Here is a 17,913-nt window from a genome sequence, read left to right as displayed (position 1 = left end):
GTCGCCGGATGCTATGTCCGGTCGCGATTCTACGTCATAACAGTGAGCGGGCGCTGGCAACAGCGACCCGGCAACCGATGAGCATTTCGATAACGACAAAACTCAGTTACGGATGTGGTGCGTTTGGAAAAGACTTCGCGATTGGCATTGTTTACCTCTACCTGATGTATTACTACACCGACGTGGTGGGATTATCGGTTGGCATGGTCGGCACGTTGTTTTTAGTCGCCCGGATCTGGGATGCGATTAACGATCCCATTATGGGATGGATCGTTACCATTACACGTTCTCGCTGGGGGAAATTTAAACCCTGGATTTTAACTGGCACGCTGACAAACTCGCTGGTGCTGTTCGCGTTATTCAGCGCTCACCTGTTTGAAGGGACGACACAGCTGGTTTTTGTCTGGGTCACCTACATTCTGTGGGGAATGACCTATACCATAATGGATATTCCGTTCTGGTCACTGGTACCGACCATTACGCTGGACAAACGTGAGCGCGAAGAGCTGGTGCCCTGGCCACGCTTTTTTGCCAGCCTCGCCTCCTTTGTCACGGCCGGCATTGCGCTACCGTTTGTCAGTTATATCGGGGGCGACGATCGCGGCTTTGGCTTTCAGATGTTTACCCTGCTCCTGATCGTATTTTTCATCGCGGCAACCCTCATCACGCTGCGTAATGTTCATGAGGTTTATTCATCAGACGGCGCGCAGACCCAGGACGGCGGCCGGATGGGACTGAGCGCGATCGTCGGCCTTATCTACCGCAACGATCAGCTTGCCTGCCTGCTCGGTATGGCGCTGGCCTATAACATTGCGGCGAATATCATTACCGGTTTTGCGATTTACTATTTTACCTATGTGATCGGCGATGCCAGTCTCTTCCCTTACTACCTCTCCTATGCTGGCGCGGCGAACCTGGCAACACTGGTTCTGTTCCCCAAATTAGTGAATCTGCTGTCACGCCGGATACTATGGGCGGCGGCGTCTGCCCTGCCGATTCTGAGCGGCGGTGTGCTGTTCGCTATGGTATTAGCAGGCAGTCACGCGACATCCTTAATCGTTATTGCCGGGATTTTATTCAATACCGGAACGGCGCTTTTCTGGGTGCTTCAGGTAATTATGGTGGCGGATACCGTAGATTACGGCGAATACAAACTGCATGTGCGCTGTGAAAGCATTGCCTATTCGGTGCAAACCATGGTCGTTAAAGGCGGTTCTGCGCTGGCGGCTTTCTTTATCGCTGTCGTGCTGGGCATGATTGGCTATCTGCCCAACGTCAACCAGTCGCAGGAAACCCTTGCTGGCATGCAGTTTATTATGATCGTGCTGCCCGCTGTCTTTTTTGCCCTGACGCTGCTGCTCTATTTCCGTTTCTATACACTGAACGGCGACATGCTACGGAAAATTCACATCCGCCTGCTGGATAAATACCGTAAGCCACCGGAAAAGGAAGCGGTGCCGATCGCAGCAACCAAAGAGATAAAAATTTAAACGCGAAGCCCCGACCCGGGGCTTCTGTTTTAAGTCTGACTTTCGGCTATGCCCGAAAACGAGAAACAACCCGTGTTTTATCAGCAACATTTCCATCGCCTTCTTGTGTGTAACCGGCCTTATCTGACAACCGGGCGTCAGTGGCCACCAGAAAGAAACAGGCCTTTGCAATCTTCAGGTTTACTCTCAGTGGCGCTTATGCTGGAATTCCCACCTGAATGTCGCGTAATCACGGAAATATCCCCTTTATGATGCAAGCCCCGCAGTTCGCGCAACAGGTGCTGGACTGGTATCAACGCTTTGGCCGCAAAACCCTGCCGTGGCAGTTAGAGAAAACACCTTATAAGGTGTGGCTGTCTGAAGTGATGTTACAGCAAACCCAGGTCGCCACCGTTATCCCCTATTTTGAGCGCTTTATGGCGCGCTTTCCGACCGTCAGCGATCTGGCCGCCGCGCCGCTGGACGAAGTGCTGCATCTCTGGACCGGTCTGGGTTACTACGCGCGTGCGCGTAACCTGCACAAAGCCGCCAAACAGGTGGTTGAGGTGCACGGCGGCGAATTCCCGCGCAACTACGATGACATCGCCGCGCTGCCCGGCGTAGGCCGCTCGACAGCGGGTGCGATCTTATCGCTATCGCTGGGCCTGCACTTCCCGATTCTGGACGGTAACGTGAAACGGGTTTTGGCTCGCTGTTACGCAGTGGCTGGCTGGCCGGGCAGGAAGGATGTTGAAAAACGGCTGTGGCAAATTAGTGAAGACGTGACGCCAGCCGAGGGCGTCAGTCAGTTTAACCAGGCCATGATGGATCTGGGCGCCATGGTTTGCACCCGCTCGCGCCCGAAATGTGAAATCTGCCCGCTCAGCGATGGTTGCGAAGCCCGCGCGACGAACAGCTGGGCAAACTATCCGGGCAAAAAACCTAAGCAGACGTTGCCTGAACGCAGCGGCTGGTTTTTGATGATGCAAAACGGCGACAATGTCTGGCTTGAACAGCGTCCGCCGGTGGGTTTATGGGGCGGTTTATTCTGCTTCCCGCAGTTCACCAGCGAAGACGATCTGAACGCCTGGCTGTCGACGCGCGGCATCCATGCCAAACCGCAGCAGCTTACGGCATTTCGTCACACCTTCAGCCATTTTCATCTGGATATCGTTCCCATGTGGCTGTCATGGCCTTCTGCCGGGGCATTAATGGATGAAGCTGGCGGTCTCTGGTATAACTTAACGCTGCCGCCATCTGTGGGATTAGCCGCACCTGTAGAGCGTCTTTTACACGAACTGCGCCATCCCCAGCCGTTGCCTGTGGGCGACGGTGAGATTAATGAGGAAGAGTAATGAGCCGCACCATTTTTTGTACTTTTTTACAACGCGACGCTGAAGGGCAGGATTTTCAGCTCTACCCTGGCGATCTGGGAAAACGCATTTACAATGAAATCTCGAAAGAAGCCTGGCAGCAATGGATGGCTAAGCAGACGATGCTGATCAACGAGAAAAAACTCAATATGATGAATCCCGACGATCGCAAAGTGCTGGAAAAGGAAATGATCAATTTCCTGTTCGAAGGTAAAGACGTTCATATTGAAGGCTACACGCCACCCGAAGCATAACTTTATTGGCCTCCGTGTTGAGGCCGTTTTCCAGGTCAGGCACGTATTTTAGATGAATAAAAAGCTGATAGCCCTGCTGGTGATTGCCCCCCTTTTGGTGTCCTGCTCCGGTAAAAAACATCCGGAATATTCAGAGGAATGGGTCAAAGATACCAACGGATTTGACATTCTGATGGGGCAATTCGCCCATAACATTGAGAACATCTGGGGTATCAATGAGGTCCTGATCGCCGGACCGAAAGACTACGTTAAATACACCGACAATTATTACACCCGCAGCCACATCAACTTTGAAAGCGGGAACATCACCATTGAGACCATTTCCGGTACCGATCCTGCCGCCAGTCTGCGTCAGGCGATCGTGACTACGTTACTGATCGGTGACGATCCGGGAAATGTCGATCTCTACTCTGATGCTAACGACATTCAGATCAGTAAAGAGCCGTTGTTGTACGGACAGGTGCTGGATAACACCGGTCAGGCGATTCGCTGGCAGGGACGTGCTCAGGCCTTTGCTGACTACTTGATTGCCAATAAACTGCAACGCCGTACGTCCGGCCTGCATGTGATCTACTCGGTCACGATTCCGATGGTGCCAAACCATCTGGATAAGCGTGCGCATAAATATCTGCCTATGGTGCGTAAAGCCGCCGAAGAGTACGGTGTAGATGCGTCTCTGATTCTGGCTATTATGCAGACCGAATCCAGCTTTAACCCCTACGCAGTCAGCCATTCTGATGCGCTCGGGCTGATGCAGGTAGTGCAGCATACCGCCGGTGTGGATGTATTCCGCATGAAGGGCAAATGGGGCAAACCGAGCCGCAGCTATCTGCTGGATCCCGAGAACAACATTGATGCCGGTACTGCCTATCTGTCGTTGCTGCAGAGCAACTATCTGGCCGGTATTCAGGATCCGGTTTCACGCCGCTATGCGGTTATCACCGCCTATAACGGCGGCGCCGGTAGTGTACTGCGCGTGTTCTCCAGCGATAAAGATCGTGCCTTTACCATTATTAACAGTATGTCGCCGGGTCAGGTTTATCAGACGCTGTCGAAGCAGCATCCGTCGGCGGAATCGCGGCGGTATTTGTATAAGGTGAGTTCGGCGCAGCGGAGTTATCACAGGTATTGATTTGGCGGGGTTCCGCTCAGCAGGTGCTGCGGGTTGCTCTGAGCGGGTTCCGCCCGCCAGGTGGCGGGAGCTGCGGGTTGCTCTGAGCGGGTTCCGCCCGCCTGGTCGCGGGGCTGCGGGTTGCTCTGAGCGGGTTCCGCCCGCCTGATGGCGGGAGCTGCGGATTGCTCTGAGCGGGTTCCGCTCACCAGGTGGTGGGGCTGCGGGTTGCTCTGAGCGGGTTCCGCTCACCAGGTGGTGGGGCTGCGGGTTGCTCTGAGCGGGTTCCGCCCGCCAGGCGACCGGGAGTTTCAGCCTGCCCGTGCAGGCGGACGTGTTAAGGGGCTCGCGCCAGCCCCTTAACAATCCCGGCGGCCGTCAGCCGTCGCTGTTCCTTCGTCTCTCACTCCGGCCCCACGGGCCGTCCGGATGCGCCCTCCCTGGCGCAGCCGTCCTCGTCGCGGCATCCCTGCCGCGCCGCCCTGGCCTCCGTTCTCTCCTCAGCGCGCCGGATGCCGGCAGAAAACCCCCCGCCTGCCAGTCCTGGTTTCTTTTAAAAGCGGGTGTTGTCTGTTTGAATGTGTTCAGTGAGGCTTAAAAAGAGCAGACTTGATAAACGGGGAGTGCTTCAGAACCTACAAGAGCAGGTTTTGCGATTACCTACAGCGACACCGGAAGTGGCTTTAACAAAGACAGTGAAGCGGGGGTTTGGGGCGGCCTTCCCACCCGCTGAGCGGATGAGGGATTTCCGGATGAGCCGACAGGACGTCGGCGAGAGCCGGGCCGCGCCACGGATGGCGCGTCCTGGCGGTCCGCAGAAATCCTGAAGCAGCGAAGGCACCGCGAAGCGGCGGGTGGGCAGGACGGGAGCCCGGGGTCAAGGGGCCGCGGCGGCTGGCGGCCCCTTGTCGGTCGCCCGCACCGGGCAGACTGAAACTCCAGGCCGCCTGGCGGGCGAAACCCTCTCAGCGTTTCATAAGCTGTCAGAGACTCAAACCTTCTCAGTACCAGCCATGGCCCCTGATTCCAGCCAGGCTGTGCAAACAGCCACCCAGCACTTACCCCTGCATCATGTTCGCCACCAGGTACTTACGTCCCTCGGCATCTTCCTCGGTGTAAACGCCCTGTAGCTCGGGTGAAAAACCCGGGAGCTGGTTGATGCCTGCTTCCAGCGCAAGAAAATAACGCTGTACCGCCCCACCCCAGGCTTCACCGGGAACAACACAGAGTACGCCAGGCGGATAAGGCAGCGCGCCTTCCGCGGCGATGCGTCCTTCTGCTGACGCAATCGGCACCAGCTCCACATCACCGCGAATATAAGCCTGATGTGCGTCCTGTGGATTCACTTTGAGCTGAGGTAAGCCCTGCTCACGGAACATGAGACGTTGCAGATCTTTCACATTGAAGCTTACGTACAGGTCATGCATCTCCTGGCACAGGCGGCGCAACGTGTAACCGGCGTAGCGTTTGGCGTTCTTACGGTAAAGCGTGGGCAGGACTTCAGCCAGCAACGTGTCGTCTTTTACATGCTGCTCAAACTGCGCCAGCATGGCGACCAGGTTGGCCATTTTCTCCGGGCTTTCCGCTGGCGTAAGCAGAAACAGGATGGAGTTAAGGTCACATTTTTCCGGCACGATGCCGTTTTCACGCAGGTAGTTGGCCAGGATCGTCGCCGGAATCCCAAAGTCAGCATATTCGCCGCTTGCCGCGTCAATGCCCGGCGTGGTCAGCAGCAGTTTGCAGGGATCGACGCGGTACTGATCGCGATCGTATCCCGCAAAACCGTGCCATTTGGCGTTGGGTTCGAAGCTGAAATAGTGCAGATCCCGCGCGATCTCCTCTGTGGGCGCATCCTGCCAGCGTTTGCCGTTCACCGTTTCAGGAACAAAAGGCAGGATCATATCGCAGCGTTCAAAGATTGCCTTGCGCGCCTCAATGCCCAGCATGACGCACTCGTCCCACATGCGACGTCCCGCCTCGCCCTGGTGCATTTTGGCGTTAATATCCAGTGCGGCAAACAGCGGATAAAACGGGCTGGTAGAGGCGTGCAGCATAAAGGCGTTATTCAATCGCTTATGCGGGCAGAAACGCTTCTGACCACGGATATGGTTGTCTTTTTTATGAATCTGCGAGGTCTGTGAAAAGCCCGCAAGCTGCTTGTGTACCGACTGCGTCACGAAAATGCCGGGATCGTTTTCGTTTAACGACAGCGTCAGCGGTGAGCAGCCTTCCATCAGCGGAATAAACTGTTCGTAGCCCAGCCAGGCGGAGTCAAACAGGATGTAGTCACACAGATGACCTATGCGATCCACCACCTGACGCGCGTTGTACACCGTGCCGTCATAGGTGCCTAACTGGATAATCGCCAGGCGGAAAGGACGTGCTTCCTGCGCTCGCTCAGGGGCCACGTTGGCGATCTGAGCACGCAGATAATCCTCATCAAAACAGTGCGCGTCAATGCCGCCAATGAAGCCAAACGGATTACGGGCCGCTTCGAGATAAACGGGCGTTGCGCCAGCCTGAATCAGCGCCCCATGGTGGTTGGACTTGTGGTTGTTGCGGTCAAACAGCACTAAATCGCCGCGCGTCAGCAAGGCATTCGTGACCACTTTGTTGGCGCTTGAGGTGCCGTTCAACACAAAGTAGGTTTTATCGGCATTAAAAACTTTGGCAGCAAACTTCTGTGCATGCTTGGCCGATCCCTCATGGATCAGCAGATCGCCCAGCTTGACGTCAGCGTTACACATGTCTGAGCGAAAAACGTTTTCGCCATAAAAATCATAAAATTGCTTACCTGCCGGATGCTTTTTAAAAAAGGCACCGCCCTGATGACCGGGGCAGGCAAATGTACTGTTTTGCATATCGACATAGCGGGTCAGCGTTTCAAAGAACGGGGGCAGCAACTCAGCTTCATACGCCTGCGCCGCCGTTTCCAGTGCCGCCCAGTCCTGCGGTTCACCGTTCAACTCACCCGTCACGCCGGGCAGATGCATGACCTCTTCTTCAAAGGCATTGGCAACAAACACCGGTAAGTTAAAACCGGTATGCCGCAATAAGGCCAGCACGCCACTGCGTGTATCCGCAAGCGAGACGACCACAGCCGCCACATCGGTAAAATCAGTATTATCCAGCGTGACCACGTCGCGCGCAGTATTCAGGGACAGACTTGGCGCAACGGCAGCGCTGGCAGCAATTTTAAGTGGTGTCATAACACAAATCCCTAACAGTCAGGGAGTGGGTGCCTGAGGCACGGCAATAGGGAAATTTCCCCGGCGAATGATATCTGACGGGCCAAACCGATAGACATCAGTAAAGAGTAGTCCTTACTCATGTCCAACAGCAACGACCAGGCTGGCGTCACCGCATAGTGACGGAAATTTGTGTAACCGGTATGACGGCGGAAAACAGGTCACGCGCCAGGTCTGGCGAGTGGGAACAAGTGCAAAAACGCATTGATCCGGACATGGTAGCGTCCTCTGTCTGGGATGGCGGCGGGGAAAAATGTGGCGGCAATAATGTCATTTTTTACTGACAGGGACAACCCGACAACGTTAAATATCAGGTCAATAACTTTAAAATAAAAAACAATACATATCATTCAGTTGCAATATCTTTAAGCGACTAAGCTTCTGTAATCAATGCAAAATTATGCCATGTCCGGACATTGCCGCCCCGCCACCGGGATGTTTGATAATGCCTCAGAGCGGGGTACTTGTCGGGCCAGTACCTGGCCCTCTCAGGCTGTCGGGCGTAAACTTGCCTGATGATTCTTACACCTGACGGAGGCTGTATGTTTAAGGCACTGGTCATTGAAAATGACGAACAAGGTTACCGTACCGAGTTAAAAGAACTCTCCGAAGCACAGTTGCCCCACCAGGATGTCACGCTCGACGTGCACTATTCCACCCTGAACTACAAAGATGCGCTGGCCATCTGTAATAAAGGCCCGATTGTCCGTGAATTTCCCATGGTGCCGGGGATTGATTTCGTCGGTCGCGTAGTCGCCAGCCAGCATTCCGACTGGAAGCAGGACGACACCGCTATTTTGACCGGCTGGGGCGTGGGAGAAAAACACTGGGGCGGCCTGGCGCAAAAAGCCTGTGTCGCAGGCGACTGGTTAGTGCCCGTGCCAGACGGCTTATCGCCACTGAATACGATGGCCATTGGCACCGCCGGTTTTACCGCCATGCTGTGCGTGCTGGCTTTAGAAAAACAGGGCGTTACGCCCGATCGCGGCCCCGTGCTGGTCACCGGTGCCAGCGGTGGCGTGGGCAGCTTTAGCGTCAGCCTGCTGGCAAAACTCGGCTACGAGGTGATCGCCTCCAGCGGCCGCGCCAGCGATGAAAACTGGCTGATCAACACGCTGGGCGCGAAAAGGATTATGGATCGTGCTGAACTGTCTCAGCCGGGCAAACCTTTGGGCAAAGAGCGCTGGGCCGCGGCTGTCGACAGCGTGGGCAGCCATACGCTGAGTAACGTTCTGGCGGGCACGCAGCGCGATGGCGTTGTCGCCGCCTGTGGCATGGCTCAGGGGCTGGATCTGCCCACCAGCGTCGCGCCTTTTATTTTACGCGGCGTGACGTTGGCGGGCGTGGACAGCGTGATGTGCCCTAAACCGCTTCGCCAGCAGGCCTGGCAACGGCTCGGACAGTTGATGAATGATGCGCAACTGTCTCAGATGATCACGGTCATCCCACTGAGCGAAGCCAGTCAGGGCGCGCGGGATCTGCTTGAAGGCAAGGTTCGCGGCCGCCTGGTGGTGAACTGCCGCTAACGGTCTTTATGGGGCGGCGCATCCTGCTGCATCAGTAACGCGCTTAGCCCCTGCAGTGCCCAGCTCGCGCCCTGCTCCATGACGGCTTTGGGGTCGCCAGAAAAGTGCTGACAACGGGCCACGACTTTGCCATCAGGCAATGTCCATCCTACCCAGATAGTGCCTGCAGGCGTACCATCTTCGCCGCCGTCCGGTCCGGCATAGCCGCTTATCGCCAGACTCACCGGTTCGCCGGACCGTTCACGCGCCCCCAGCGCCATTTCACACACGGTTTCTCTGCTGACTGCAGTGTGGTTTTCCAGCGTTTGCGGGTTAACGCCAAGCAGACGCACTTTGGCGCTTTCGCTGTAGGTGACGAAGCCGCTGGTAAAAAAATCACCGCTGTTTTCGACCGCCGCCAGCGTAATACTGATCAATCCCGCCGTGCAGGACTCTGCGGTTGCCAGACGCAAACCAGAGGATAAAAGCTGCTGACCCAGTTGTTCAGCAGCCTGACTGAGTTTCATGGTCATGAGTTTTCCTTTGTTTTCTGTCACAGGTAAAGTATGGCTGAAACTCAGTAATCTGATGCGGCTAATCTGATGTTTTATCAGCGTAAACGGGAAAATGGCCTGTGCCGTTTCGGCTAACACGTCGCCCATCGTTCTCTGCCGTTTCGGCTGGCAACGCGAACCGGTTTGTCCCGGTCAGCCTGTAGATGTTTCATGTAGCCTGTCTGCCATTGCGTAACATCGCTGACAGCCCTTATTCAGGAAAAGGAGAAAAGAATATGCAAAAACCTGTCGTTGTGATCCACTACTGTACCCAGTGTAACTGGCTGCTGCGCTCAGCCTGGATGGCACAGGAATTGCTGCACACTTTTGCTCAGGACCTGGCCAGCGTCACGCTTCGCCCCGGCAGCGGCGGCATATTTGAAGTCACGGTAGATGACCATCTGGTGTGGGAACGTAAACGTGACGGCGGCTTTCCCGATGCTCAGGTGCTCAAGCAGCGTGTCAGAGATATCTGCTTTCCGGAACGTTCACTGGGACACATCGACAAAAACAAAACTGACGGAAGCTGACGGGCGCGATCCGGCGTTAACTGCGGCTGATTTGCTCAGCGGCTGCGTTCAGCGCAGCCACAATCTTATGCCGTGTTTCGTCCGTGATGTCCTGCTGTGCCAGACGGCCATTTAAGGCGTTTTTAAACTGAAAGATGGCCTGTTCTATGTCGGGAATACTGCGGTTGTTGACTAATACAGCCAGCGAGGTAAGGCGCGTAATCAAACGCGACAATGGCTGGGCTTCGGCCTCTAACATCGCCTGACCCGTTGCGGTCACTACATAAGCCTTTCTCGCCGCCTGAGGCTCGACAATCTCAATGGCCTCCATTTCCTCAAGCAAGGTCAGATTGGGATAAATGATACCCGGGCTGGGGGAATATTCCCCTTTCGACAGTTCTTCAACGCATTTAATCAGCTCATAACCGTGAGAGGCGCGCTGAGCGATAAAGTGCAGCATCAACAGGCGCATTTCACCCGCATCAAGCATCTTTTCCCGGCGCTTCCGCCGCGCTGCGCAAGGCCGCGCAGACTGGCTGCGGTTATCCTGTTCTGAATGGGCCGAATCCATCTGTCGCCTCTGCCTGTTTAAGGAGAAAGAGCCTGATGGTAGAGGGCCACCAGGTAAAATTCAATCAACGGCAGGTCACTCACTTGTGATGCCAGTAAGCAACCGCACGCACAAGATCAGCATCCACGCCGCGTTGCGTTGTGAAGTAGTCAGCGAGCTGTTTAACGACGCGCCCTTCTCCCGTTAGCCAGATAAAAGCGTCATGCGACGGTATCGCTATCTTATCCAGCGCCGCCGTCAGGGCTGGCAAAGCCGCCTGCGTCATCTGCTGGCTACCGAGCCAGGCCACATTTGCCTTGCCGGTGTCCGCTAAGTAGTCACGCCCCGTTTTTTCATCGGTGAAGGCAAACAGGTGCAGGGTTTCGGCTTCAATGCTGCGGCTGCGGCGCTGAAACGCAGGCAGACCAGTTTCATCACAGACATAAAGCTGGAAAGCATAATCCGTTGGGACCAGCAGAGAACCGCGAGGTCCACCGATAATCAGGCTGTCGCCGGTCTGTGCCTGCGCGGCCCAGTCGCTGGCGACACCGCTTTCATGCAGGTAAAAATCGATTGTCAGCGAAGATTCACCATCAAAGTCAAACGGCGTGTAGTCACGCGCAGCCGGCCGCAAGCCGTCTTTCCAGTGAATGCCGTCATCGTCCATCGTCGGCAGTTGCAGCGTCGTGTCAGCGGTGGGCGGGAAAAAGACTTTGATGTGATCATCAAAACCGGGCGAATTAAATCCTTTCAGGTCGTCGCCCGTAAACACGATGCGCCAAAACCGGTCAGCCACTTTGGTTTTGGTGGCAACGTGAATACAGCGAAAGCGGAGCGCGTTACGGATACGTTCAGGTAAACGGCGGGAAGAAGATGCAGGCACAGTGGCTCTCCGAAAAACAGGGTTGTACGCAACCTTAGTAAACAACAATCATTCTCATGTCAGTCGGAGAGAATAGCTATGATATATCTTAAGAACAATGACTAAAAATGCGGTCCGGCAATAGGTGCAGGCACATCTGTCGGCCTTTTATCGCTGAAAAGCAAAAAGGCGCTTACGCGCCTTTTAAAGGAGGACTGTCGGTCATCGGGCGGTTACTGCGCCTGATTTTGTCCGCTGTTTTGCGGCAGCGAGCTGTCACCGAGTATCTCGCTGTGGCCGGCCTGACTGCCGGGATGTAATCCTGTGCGAACATTGCCGGGATCGGTGAGTTGTGCAGTCGCCAGGCCGGGAGCGGCACACAGCGCGACAGTCAGAAAAAAGGCGGCTATTTGCGTTATTTTGGTCATGGTATTTTGCCTGTTCAGGCGTAAAAAGCAGGTGAATATCCAGCGCTGAGAAGGAAATACAGTATGCGTAGCTGCGCTCAGCGCTTCGGTAAGGATTTTACGCCTTGCCTGCCAGCCTGCTTATAAAATCGTGCGCTTTATCACACATTGACGCACATAATGTGCATTATCCCTGCGTGACAGGAATAGAGAACACGCCTTCAATGTTGTCGGCTGTGCATCGGGTTAAATCCAGACAGAGCAAATCCATTCCCGGCCGGCAGGCCACATTCAACTGCGGCAGATAAAGGTAGTAAATATCCGCGATGAAACGCGTCAGTTCTTCCGGTGAGCCACGCCATGCCAGGCGGGCGTAAAGCCCCGCAGGCACCGTGCGGCATTGAAGATCGCCTGGCCCGGCATCCGTGTTTGCCAGCGCGACGCCACGAAACAGGCTGATGTGCTGTTGATCGACGGACGCGTTGCCGGGGCCATACTGAAATCCCAGCCATCCTTGCGCGTCACCCTGCTGCGTACGGACAAAATGGCGTACCAGGCCGGCCATACGCTGATGCCGGTCGCGAATATAGTCGCCATAGGGGCATTCCCATTCCAGCGTGTCGCCCTGCAGGAGCAACTCCTCTTCGCGCCGGTAAAGCGATACCGGCATGACCGGCTCGCGCTGAGCAATACGGCCGTGAAAATACCGGACAGGCAGCACGTTAAGACGGCGAAAACCGCCCGGCGTAACAGAGAAGTGATTTTTAAACACGCGGTTGAAGTTTTGCTGATTTTCAAACCCGAAACGGACGGCGATATCAATTAACGGCATGCGCGTCAGTCGTAACGCCATAGCGGCAAGGGTTAAGCGGCGCTTGCGCGTATAGGCCGCCAGCGTTTGTCCGGTCATCTCCTTGAACAAACGTTGCATATGCCATTTGGAATAGCCCGATTTGAGCGTAATCAGATCGATGGAAATGTCGTTGGTCAGGTTGGCTTCAATCCAGTCGACTAAATCATTTATATGCTGTTTTTTTATGGTTTGACTTAGCATTTTAAAAAACGTGAAAAGAAAAAAGAGGGAAAGATTTGTAATAAAATAGTAACAAAAAGCGTTGCAGGATGTCATGACTCATGGGCCAGCTAGGGCCGGATAGCGGCAAAAAGCGCATTAATTGCCTGGGTTACTACTTTAAAAAGCCAGCACACAGGCTGGCTTATGGAAGGACGAGGGGAACAACGGAGGCAGTCGGGAATGCACTGCCTCGTTCGGAGGACTCAGTGGCTACGCATGCCTGCGGCGGTCATCATCATTCTGAACAGCGTCGCGACCACACCGAGTGCCAGCACGCTGGCACTGTAGATGACCACCAGCCACAGCACGCGTTTCCACCACGGTGACCGGGTTTCGTTCTGACGTTCTTTGCTGCTGACCTGGGTCTGCATATCAATGGTATCCTTCGTCTGCTTTGATTTTTCCACGGAACACGTAGTAGCTCCAGAAGGTATATCCCAGAATCATTGGAATGATCAGTAAGCTACCTACCAGCATAAAGGCCTGGCTCTGTGGCGGGGACGCGGCGTCCCAGATGGATACCGAGGGCGGAATAATATTCGGCCAGATACTGATACCCAGACCCGAGAAGCCCAGGAAGATCAGGGCCAGCGTCAGCAGGAAAGGCGAATAATGCGCCTCGCGCTTGATTGCGCGGCGCAGTCCCCATGCACACAGCAGCACCAGTACAGGCACCGGCAGGAATAAGAACAGATTTGGCGTGGTGAACCAGCGATGTGCAATGTTCTGATGCGTGAACGGTGTCCAGATACTGATGATGCCAATAATTAACAACAGCGCAATCAACAGCGGTGTCGCCAGGGCTGACATTTTACGGTGCAGTTCATGTTCGGTTTTCATGATAAGCCAGGTGCAGCCCAGCAGCGCATATGCCACCACCAGCCCGACGCCGCAGAACAGCGGGAACGGGGCCAGCCAGTCCATCGTCGAGCCTGCAAAGCTGCGGCCTTCGACAGGAATGCCATCCAGCATCGCGCCGACGGCAACGCCCTGGCTAAAGGTTGCGAGGAGTGAACCGGCAATAAACGACTTGTCCCAGAAGGCCCGATGGTGCTCGACAGCCTTGAAGCGGAACTCAAAGGCGACGCCACGGAAAATCAGCCCAATCAGCATGGCGGTTAACGGCACGGAAAGCGCATCGGCTATTACCGCATAGGCCAGCGGGAAAGCGCCATACAGTCCTGCGCCGCCCAGCACTAACCAGGTTTCGTTGCCGTCCCAGACAGGCGCAACGGTGTTGACCATCATGTCGCGCTCGCCTGCGTCTTTGTTAAAAGGAAACAGCAGGCCGATGCCCAGGTCGAAACCGTCCATGACGATATACATCAGGACAGCAAAAACGATAATCGCGAACCAGATAACAGAAAAATCAATCATCTCAACGCTCCTCATGATGGTGAGTGGCCGCAGAGAGCGGGCGCGCTGGCGTTTTGATTTGTCCGGGGCCACCTGTTTCCACGGTATCGCCTTCGCCGGTGACCGGCCCTTTTTTAATCAAGCGCATCATATAGTGATAACCCACACCGAAGACGGAGGAGTAAACCAGAATAAAGGCGAGCAGGCTGATACTCATGTGCATTTCGCCATGGGGAGATACCGCATCAATCGTTCGCTGAACGCCATAAACTACCCAGGGCTGACGACCGATTTCGGTAGTAAACCAGCCTGCTAAAATCGCGATCAGGCCGGAGGGTCCCATGAGCAAAGCAAACCACAGGAACGGACGCGACTGGTACAGGCGTCCTTTGTAACGCAGCCACAGGCTGACTACGCCAAGGGTGATCATTAACAGTCCCATTGCCACCATGACGCGGAATGACCAGAAAATGATGGTGGAGTTAGGACGGTCCTCTTTCGGGAAAGATTTCAGCGCCGGGACCTGTTTATCCAGACTGTGCGTCAGGATAAGGCTGCCCAGATACGGGATTTCGAGCGCATATTTAGTACGTTCCTCTTCCATATCCGGTAAACCAAAGAGTATTAATGGCGTGGCTTCACCGGGTGGGTTTTCCCAGTGGCCTTCAATGGCCGCAATTTTTGCAGGTTGATGCTCCAGCGTGTTCAGTCCATGCGCGTCACCAATCATGGCCTGCACAGGGGCGACAATCAGCGCCATCCACAACGCCATTGAGAACATTTTACGGATGGCAGGATTGTCATTTCCTTTAAGCAGATGCCAGGCCGCCGACGATCCGACAAAGAACGCACTGGCCAAAAATGCCGCCACGGACATATGTAACAGGCGATAAGGAAAGGACGGGTTAAAGACAATTTTAAACCAGTTTTCTGGCACCACGATGCCATTCTGAATGAGATAGCCCTGCGGTGTTTGCATCCAGCTGTTAGAAGACAGGATCCAGAAGGTGGAAATCAACGTTCCCAGTGCCACCATGCAGGTCGCAAAGTAGTGCAGCCCGGGGCCGACGCGGTTCCAGCCAAATAACATCACACCTAAAAAGCCCGCTTCAAGGAAGAAAGCCGTTAACACTTCATAGGTCAACAAGGGACCCGTGATACTGCCGGCAAACTGGGAGAAACCACTCCAGTTGGTCCCAAACTGATACGCCATGACCAGCCCGGAAACCACGCCCATGCCGAAATTCACCGCAAAAATTTTCGACCAGAAATGATAGAGATCGCGGTAGGTTTGATTACGTGTTTTGAGCCACATTCCCTCCAGCACAGCAAGAAAGCTGGCCAGACCGATGGTGATGGCTGGAAAGATAATATGGAAGGAAACAGTAAAACCGAACTGGATCCTGGCGAGATGAAAGGCATCTAATCCAAACATTGCTTACCTCTTTGCCACATAGAGCACCACATATAGTTACTTATAATTAACGACTTATACACAAAGCATGTCATTCCATTGCATGGAAAAATGCCATGACGAATGTAAGATGCTTCGTCCTGGTAAAACAGAGACAATCAGATAAGTAAAAACTATAACAGTATTTTTTGATTAAGATCATTTTTTTATTGAAAGTTTTCTTATTTAGGACGGATAAGCAAAACGTTAATTTCAAAGGGGCAATGTGACATTATTGTTATTAAAACAGACCCTGCGCGGAGCCGTAACGGCCACGCGAGATTACCGCTAAAAAATAACGCAACTCGCTGTTTTTAAGCGTCATTCGCCATTTCCGCGCTTCGTTAAACAGAGAAAAGTACCGTTCTGACAGGGGAATCACGTGTTTTATTATATTGTTAGCAGGATATTTATCTTATCTGCGCTTTATGATGCTTTTTTTTAGAATACGTCCGGTTTTTCGCACTCTGGCTTCGCTATTTCCGGGCAGGAAAACGAAGCTCAACCGGTCAGGCATGTTAAAAATCATATGCAATATGTAAATAACTCATCACATCTTTATCGCGCGCAATAATTAACGCAGCCAGAAACCTCAGGAAAAAGTCGCCTGGTAAAAAGGATGTTAAAGAAATGCTGTGAGTAATTAAGACCGCCCGACGCAGAATGAATCTGTTATGTCGGACAGGCATTTTTTTACGGTGGCCGAGGGGAGTGTTTCTCTGCGCGCTTCGGTCCCGTCTTATGAACGGTCTTACGCGTCGGCGGACTGTTTCTCCCGGTGGGCGAGGATGCGTTCTACATTCATCTCCAGCCAGTCGGCCAGTCCTACCACCTGCTCCCCTACTTCCAGACCCAGCGGTGTCAGTCGGTATTCAACATGCGGCGGCACAACATCGTAGGCGATGCGCTCAACAAAGCCGTCTTCCTCCATATAGCGCAGGCTCTGCGACAGCATACGTTCGCTGACGCCGCCGACTGCACGCCGGAGTTCGCTAAAACGCAGCGTGTCATTTTTCAGCGCCAGTAAAATTAATACGCTCCAGCGACTGGTAATGCGCTTTAACACATCGCGCGACGGGCAGTTAACATTCAGCAATTCGCCGCGCATAAATTTTTCGCTTAATTTATCAGTCATTTAAACAAAACCCTTCATCCTAACAATTCTGTAAGTACTTACGAAAAGTTAGCATATCGCATAGGCTGCTGTTGACCAACTGTCCTCTTAAAGGAGCTATGTGATGATCGCAGTGACTGGAGCAACAGGCCAACTGGGCCGTTTAGTTATCGACGCATTACTGAAAAAAGTAGCCGCAGATACGCTGGTTGCCGCCGTACGCACGCCGGCGAAAGCGAGTGACATCGCCGCCCGTGGTGTTCACGTTCGTGAGGCGGATTACAACCGCCCAGAAACCTTAACGGCCGCCCTGCAAGGGGTCGACAAACTCCTGCTGATTTCCGGCAGTGAAGTGGGCCAACGTGAAGCGCAGCACCGTGCAGTTATTGATGCCGCTAAAGCCGCAGGCGTGAAATTTATCGCCTATACCAGCCTCCTCCATGCGGATAAGTCTCCGCTGTCGCTGGGCGCTGAGCATCGGGCTACGGAAGCCCTGCTGGCAGCGTCTGGCGTCCCTTATGCCCTGCTTCGCAACGGCTGGTACACCGAAAACTACGCGGCGAGCATCGCCCCTGCCCTGGCGCATCATGCGTTTCTCGGTGCGGCAGAACAGGGCCGTATCGCTTCTGCGGCGCGTCGGGATTATGCCGACGCCGCAGCGGAAGTTATGGTGCGTGACGGCCAGGCGGGCAAGGTGTACGAGCTGGCCGGCGATGACAGCTATACGCTGGCGGAGTTTGCGGCTGAAATCGCCGCGCAGAGCGGCGAAAAGGTGGATTACGTCAATCTGCCACAGGCAGATTTTGCCGCCGCACTGAAAAGCGCAGGCTTGCCGGCCCCGCTGGCAGAGCTTCTGGCAGATTCCGATGCGGGTGCCGCTCAGGGCGGTCTGTTCGATGCGTCCCGCACACTGAGCCAACTGCTTGGTCGCCCCACCACGCCTTATGCCGAGGTGATCCGCGCGGCGCTGACAAAGGGATAACGCACTCACGCTTACGCTGCGGTTAAGCCCTGCCGGTTAACCGCAGCGATTATCCTCTCTCACTCCCTTTCTCCCCTTTCTGATGCTCCAT

17 protein-coding genes are annotated in these 17,913 nt (G+C 54.5%); 7 read left to right on the top strand and 10 right to left on the bottom strand.

Translation table 11 applies throughout. The features are described 5' to 3' along the window. The first annotated feature begins 77 nt into the window (after positions 1 to 77). The 4 genes from melB to mltC all read left to right on the top strand — a co-directional run bounded on the left by melB (position 78) and on the right by mltC (position 4,228). The gene (gene melB, locus GC090_RS03950) at positions 78 to 1,490 is read left to right on the top strand and encodes a melibiose:sodium transporter MelB (protein ID WP_324020905.1); all 1,413 of its coding nucleotides are present in this window, start codon (positions 78 to 80) and stop codon (positions 1,488 to 1,490) included. Between the two features lie 248 nt (positions 1,491 to 1,738). Continuing rightward, entirely contained in the window at positions 1,739 to 2,824 is a 1,086-nt protein-coding gene (gene mutY, locus GC090_RS03945) for an A/G-specific adenine glycosylase (RefSeq protein WP_054633249.1), read from the top strand. Then, positions 2,824 to 3,096 carry an oxidative damage protection protein gene (locus GC090_RS03940; protein ID WP_006120869.1) on the top strand — a complete coding sequence of 91 codons (273 nt, stop codon included), beginning with the start codon at positions 2,824 to 2,826 and terminating at the stop codon, positions 3,094 to 3,096. Before mutY ends, GC090_RS03940 begins: the two co-directional genes overlap by 1 nt. A 52-nt stretch (positions 3,097 to 3,148) precedes the next feature. Then, entirely contained in the window at positions 3,149 to 4,228 is a 1,080-nt protein-coding gene (gene mltC, locus GC090_RS03935) for a membrane-bound lytic murein transglycosylase MltC (RefSeq protein ID WP_033739669.1), read from the top strand. 1,037 nt (positions 4,229 to 5,265) lie between these two features. On the opposite strand, the gene GC090_RS03930 is transcribed toward mltC, so the two are convergent. Continuing rightward, positions 5,266 to 7,416: an ornithine decarboxylase gene (locus GC090_RS03930; protein WP_324020902.1), complete on the bottom strand. Its 2,151-nt coding sequence runs from the start codon at positions 7,414 to 7,416 to the stop codon at positions 5,266 to 5,268. Positions 7,417 to 7,997: 581 nt separating this feature from the next. On the opposite strand from GC090_RS03930, the gene GC090_RS03925 reads away from it, so the two are divergent. Beyond that, on the top strand, positions 7,998 to 8,981 hold the full coding sequence (locus GC090_RS03925) for an acrylyl-CoA reductase (NADPH) (RefSeq protein ID WP_324020900.1): 984 nt from the start codon (positions 7,998 to 8,000) through the stop codon (positions 8,979 to 8,981). Here GC090_RS03925 and GC090_RS03920 read toward each other — a convergent pair. Then, on the bottom strand, positions 8,978 to 9,493 hold the full coding sequence (locus GC090_RS03920; RefSeq protein ID WP_054687184.1) for a CinA family protein: 516 nt from the start codon (positions 9,491 to 9,493) through the stop codon (positions 8,978 to 8,980). The two genes, GC090_RS03925 and GC090_RS03920, sit on opposite strands and share 4 nt — an antisense overlap. Positions 9,494 to 9,750: 257 nt before the next feature. On the opposite strand from GC090_RS03920, the gene GC090_RS03915 reads away from it, so the two are divergent. Then, complete coding sequence (locus GC090_RS03915; RefSeq protein ID WP_006118282.1) at positions 9,751 to 10,044, top strand: Rdx family protein; 294 nt, start codon at positions 9,751 to 9,753, stop codon at positions 10,042 to 10,044. A 16-nt stretch (positions 10,045 to 10,060) separates the two neighbouring features. Here the strand turns inward: GC090_RS03915 and GC090_RS03910 are convergent, their stop codons facing one another. From GC090_RS03910 to GC090_RS03875, 8 genes are all read right to left on the bottom strand, one after another. Then, positions 10,061 to 10,594 (bottom strand): PadR family transcriptional regulator, encoded by a 534-nt coding sequence (locus GC090_RS03910; RefSeq protein ID WP_058702228.1) that lies wholly within the window; start codon positions 10,592 to 10,594, stop codon positions 10,061 to 10,063. Between the two features lie 79 nt (positions 10,595 to 10,673). Then, a complete protein-coding gene (locus GC090_RS03905) occupies positions 10,674 to 11,456 on the bottom strand; it encodes a siderophore-interacting protein (protein WP_324020898.1) in 783 nt (260 codons plus the stop codon). 212 nt (positions 11,457 to 11,668) lie between these two features. Continuing rightward, complete coding sequence (locus GC090_RS03900) at positions 11,669 to 11,863, bottom strand: hypothetical protein (RefSeq protein WP_006118279.1); 195 nt, start codon at positions 11,861 to 11,863, stop codon at positions 11,669 to 11,671. 166 nt (positions 11,864 to 12,029) lie between these two features. Then, positions 12,030 to 12,896, bottom strand: a complete 867-nt coding sequence (locus GC090_RS03895; RefSeq protein WP_006118278.1) for a helix-turn-helix domain-containing protein — start codon at positions 12,894 to 12,896, stop codon at positions 12,030 to 12,032. 224 nt (positions 12,897 to 13,120) lie between these two features. Beyond that, positions 13,121 to 13,288, bottom strand: coding sequence for a DUF2474 domain-containing protein (locus tag GC090_RS03890; protein WP_006118277.1), 168 nt, complete (start codon positions 13,286 to 13,288; stop codon positions 13,121 to 13,123). A gap of 1 nt (position 13,289) precedes the next feature. Beyond that, on the bottom strand, positions 13,290 to 14,294 hold the full coding sequence (gene cydB, locus GC090_RS03885) for a cytochrome d ubiquinol oxidase subunit II (protein WP_033739704.1): 1,005 nt from the start codon (positions 14,292 to 14,294) through the stop codon (positions 13,290 to 13,292). Between the two features lies 1 nt (position 14,295). Then, entirely contained in the window at positions 14,296 to 15,708 is a 1,413-nt protein-coding gene (locus GC090_RS03880; RefSeq protein WP_033739705.1) for a cytochrome ubiquinol oxidase subunit I, read from the bottom strand. Between the two features lie 769 nt (positions 15,709 to 16,477). Continuing rightward, on the bottom strand, positions 16,478 to 16,861 hold the full coding sequence (locus GC090_RS03875) for a winged helix-turn-helix transcriptional regulator (RefSeq protein WP_033739707.1): 384 nt from the start codon (positions 16,859 to 16,861) through the stop codon (positions 16,478 to 16,480). Positions 16,862 to 16,964: 103 nt separating this feature from the next. Between GC090_RS03875 and GC090_RS03870 the strand changes: the two genes are divergently transcribed. Then, positions 16,965 to 17,822, top strand: coding sequence for an SDR family oxidoreductase (locus GC090_RS03870; RefSeq protein WP_058702231.1), 858 nt, complete (start codon positions 16,965 to 16,967; stop codon positions 17,820 to 17,822). Positions 17,823 to 17,913: the final 91 nt, after the last annotated feature.

The sequence above is a fragment of the Pantoea sp. JZ29 genome, assembly GCF_035190385.1.
Lineage (GTDB): Bacteria > Pseudomonadota > Gammaproteobacteria > Enterobacterales > Enterobacteriaceae > Pantoea > Pantoea stewartii.
This window is presented reverse-complemented; position numbering and strand designations above follow the sequence as displayed.

Coding starts and splice junctions, on each gene's coding strand:
- GC090_RS03880 (WP_033739705.1), bottom strand. CDS start 15,708: ATGTTTGGATTAGATGCCTTTCATCTCGCCAGGATCCAGTTCGGTTTT.
- GC090_RS03895 (WP_006118278.1), bottom strand. CDS start 12,896: ATGCTAAGTCAAACCATAAAAAAACAGCATATAAATGATTTAGTCGAC.
- GC090_RS03915 (WP_006118282.1), top strand. CDS start 9,751: ATGCAAAAACCTGTCGTTGTGATCCACTACTGTACCCAGTGTAACTGG.
- GC090_RS03920 (WP_054687184.1), bottom strand. CDS start 9,493: ATGACCATGAAACTCAGTCAGGCTGCTGAACAACTGGGTCAGCAGCTT.
- cydB (WP_033739704.1), bottom strand. CDS start 14,294: ATGATTGATTTTTCTGTTATCTGGTTCGCGATTATCGTTTTTGCTGTC.
- GC090_RS03875 (WP_033739707.1), bottom strand. CDS start 16,861: ATGACTGATAAATTAAGCGAAAAATTTATGCGCGGCGAATTGCTGAAT.
- GC090_RS03930 (WP_324020902.1), bottom strand. CDS start 7,416: ATGACACCACTTAAAATTGCTGCCAGCGCTGCCGTTGCGCCAAGTCTG.
- mutY (WP_054633249.1), top strand. CDS start 1,739: ATGATGCAAGCCCCGCAGTTCGCGCAACAGGTGCTGGACTGGTATCAA.
- GC090_RS03870 (WP_058702231.1), top strand. CDS start 16,965: ATGATCGCAGTGACTGGAGCAACAGGCCAACTGGGCCGTTTAGTTATC.
- GC090_RS03910 (WP_058702228.1), bottom strand. CDS start 10,594: ATGGATTCGGCCCATTCAGAACAGGATAACCGCAGCCAGTCTGCGCGG.
- mltC (WP_033739669.1), top strand. CDS start 3,149: ATGAATAAAAAGCTGATAGCCCTGCTGGTGATTGCCCCCCTTTTGGTG.
- GC090_RS03925 (WP_324020900.1), top strand. CDS start 7,998: ATGTTTAAGGCACTGGTCATTGAAAATGACGAACAAGGTTACCGTACC.
- GC090_RS03890 (WP_006118277.1), bottom strand. CDS start 13,288: ATGCAGACCCAGGTCAGCAGCAAAGAACGTCAGAACGAAACCCGGTCA.
- GC090_RS03940 (WP_006120869.1), top strand. CDS start 2,824: ATGAGCCGCACCATTTTTTGTACTTTTTTACAACGCGACGCTGAAGGG.
- melB (WP_324020905.1), top strand. CDS start 78: ATGAGCATTTCGATAACGACAAAACTCAGTTACGGATGTGGTGCGTTT.
- GC090_RS03900 (WP_006118279.1), bottom strand. CDS start 11,863: ATGACCAAAATAACGCAAATAGCCGCCTTTTTTCTGACTGTCGCGCTG.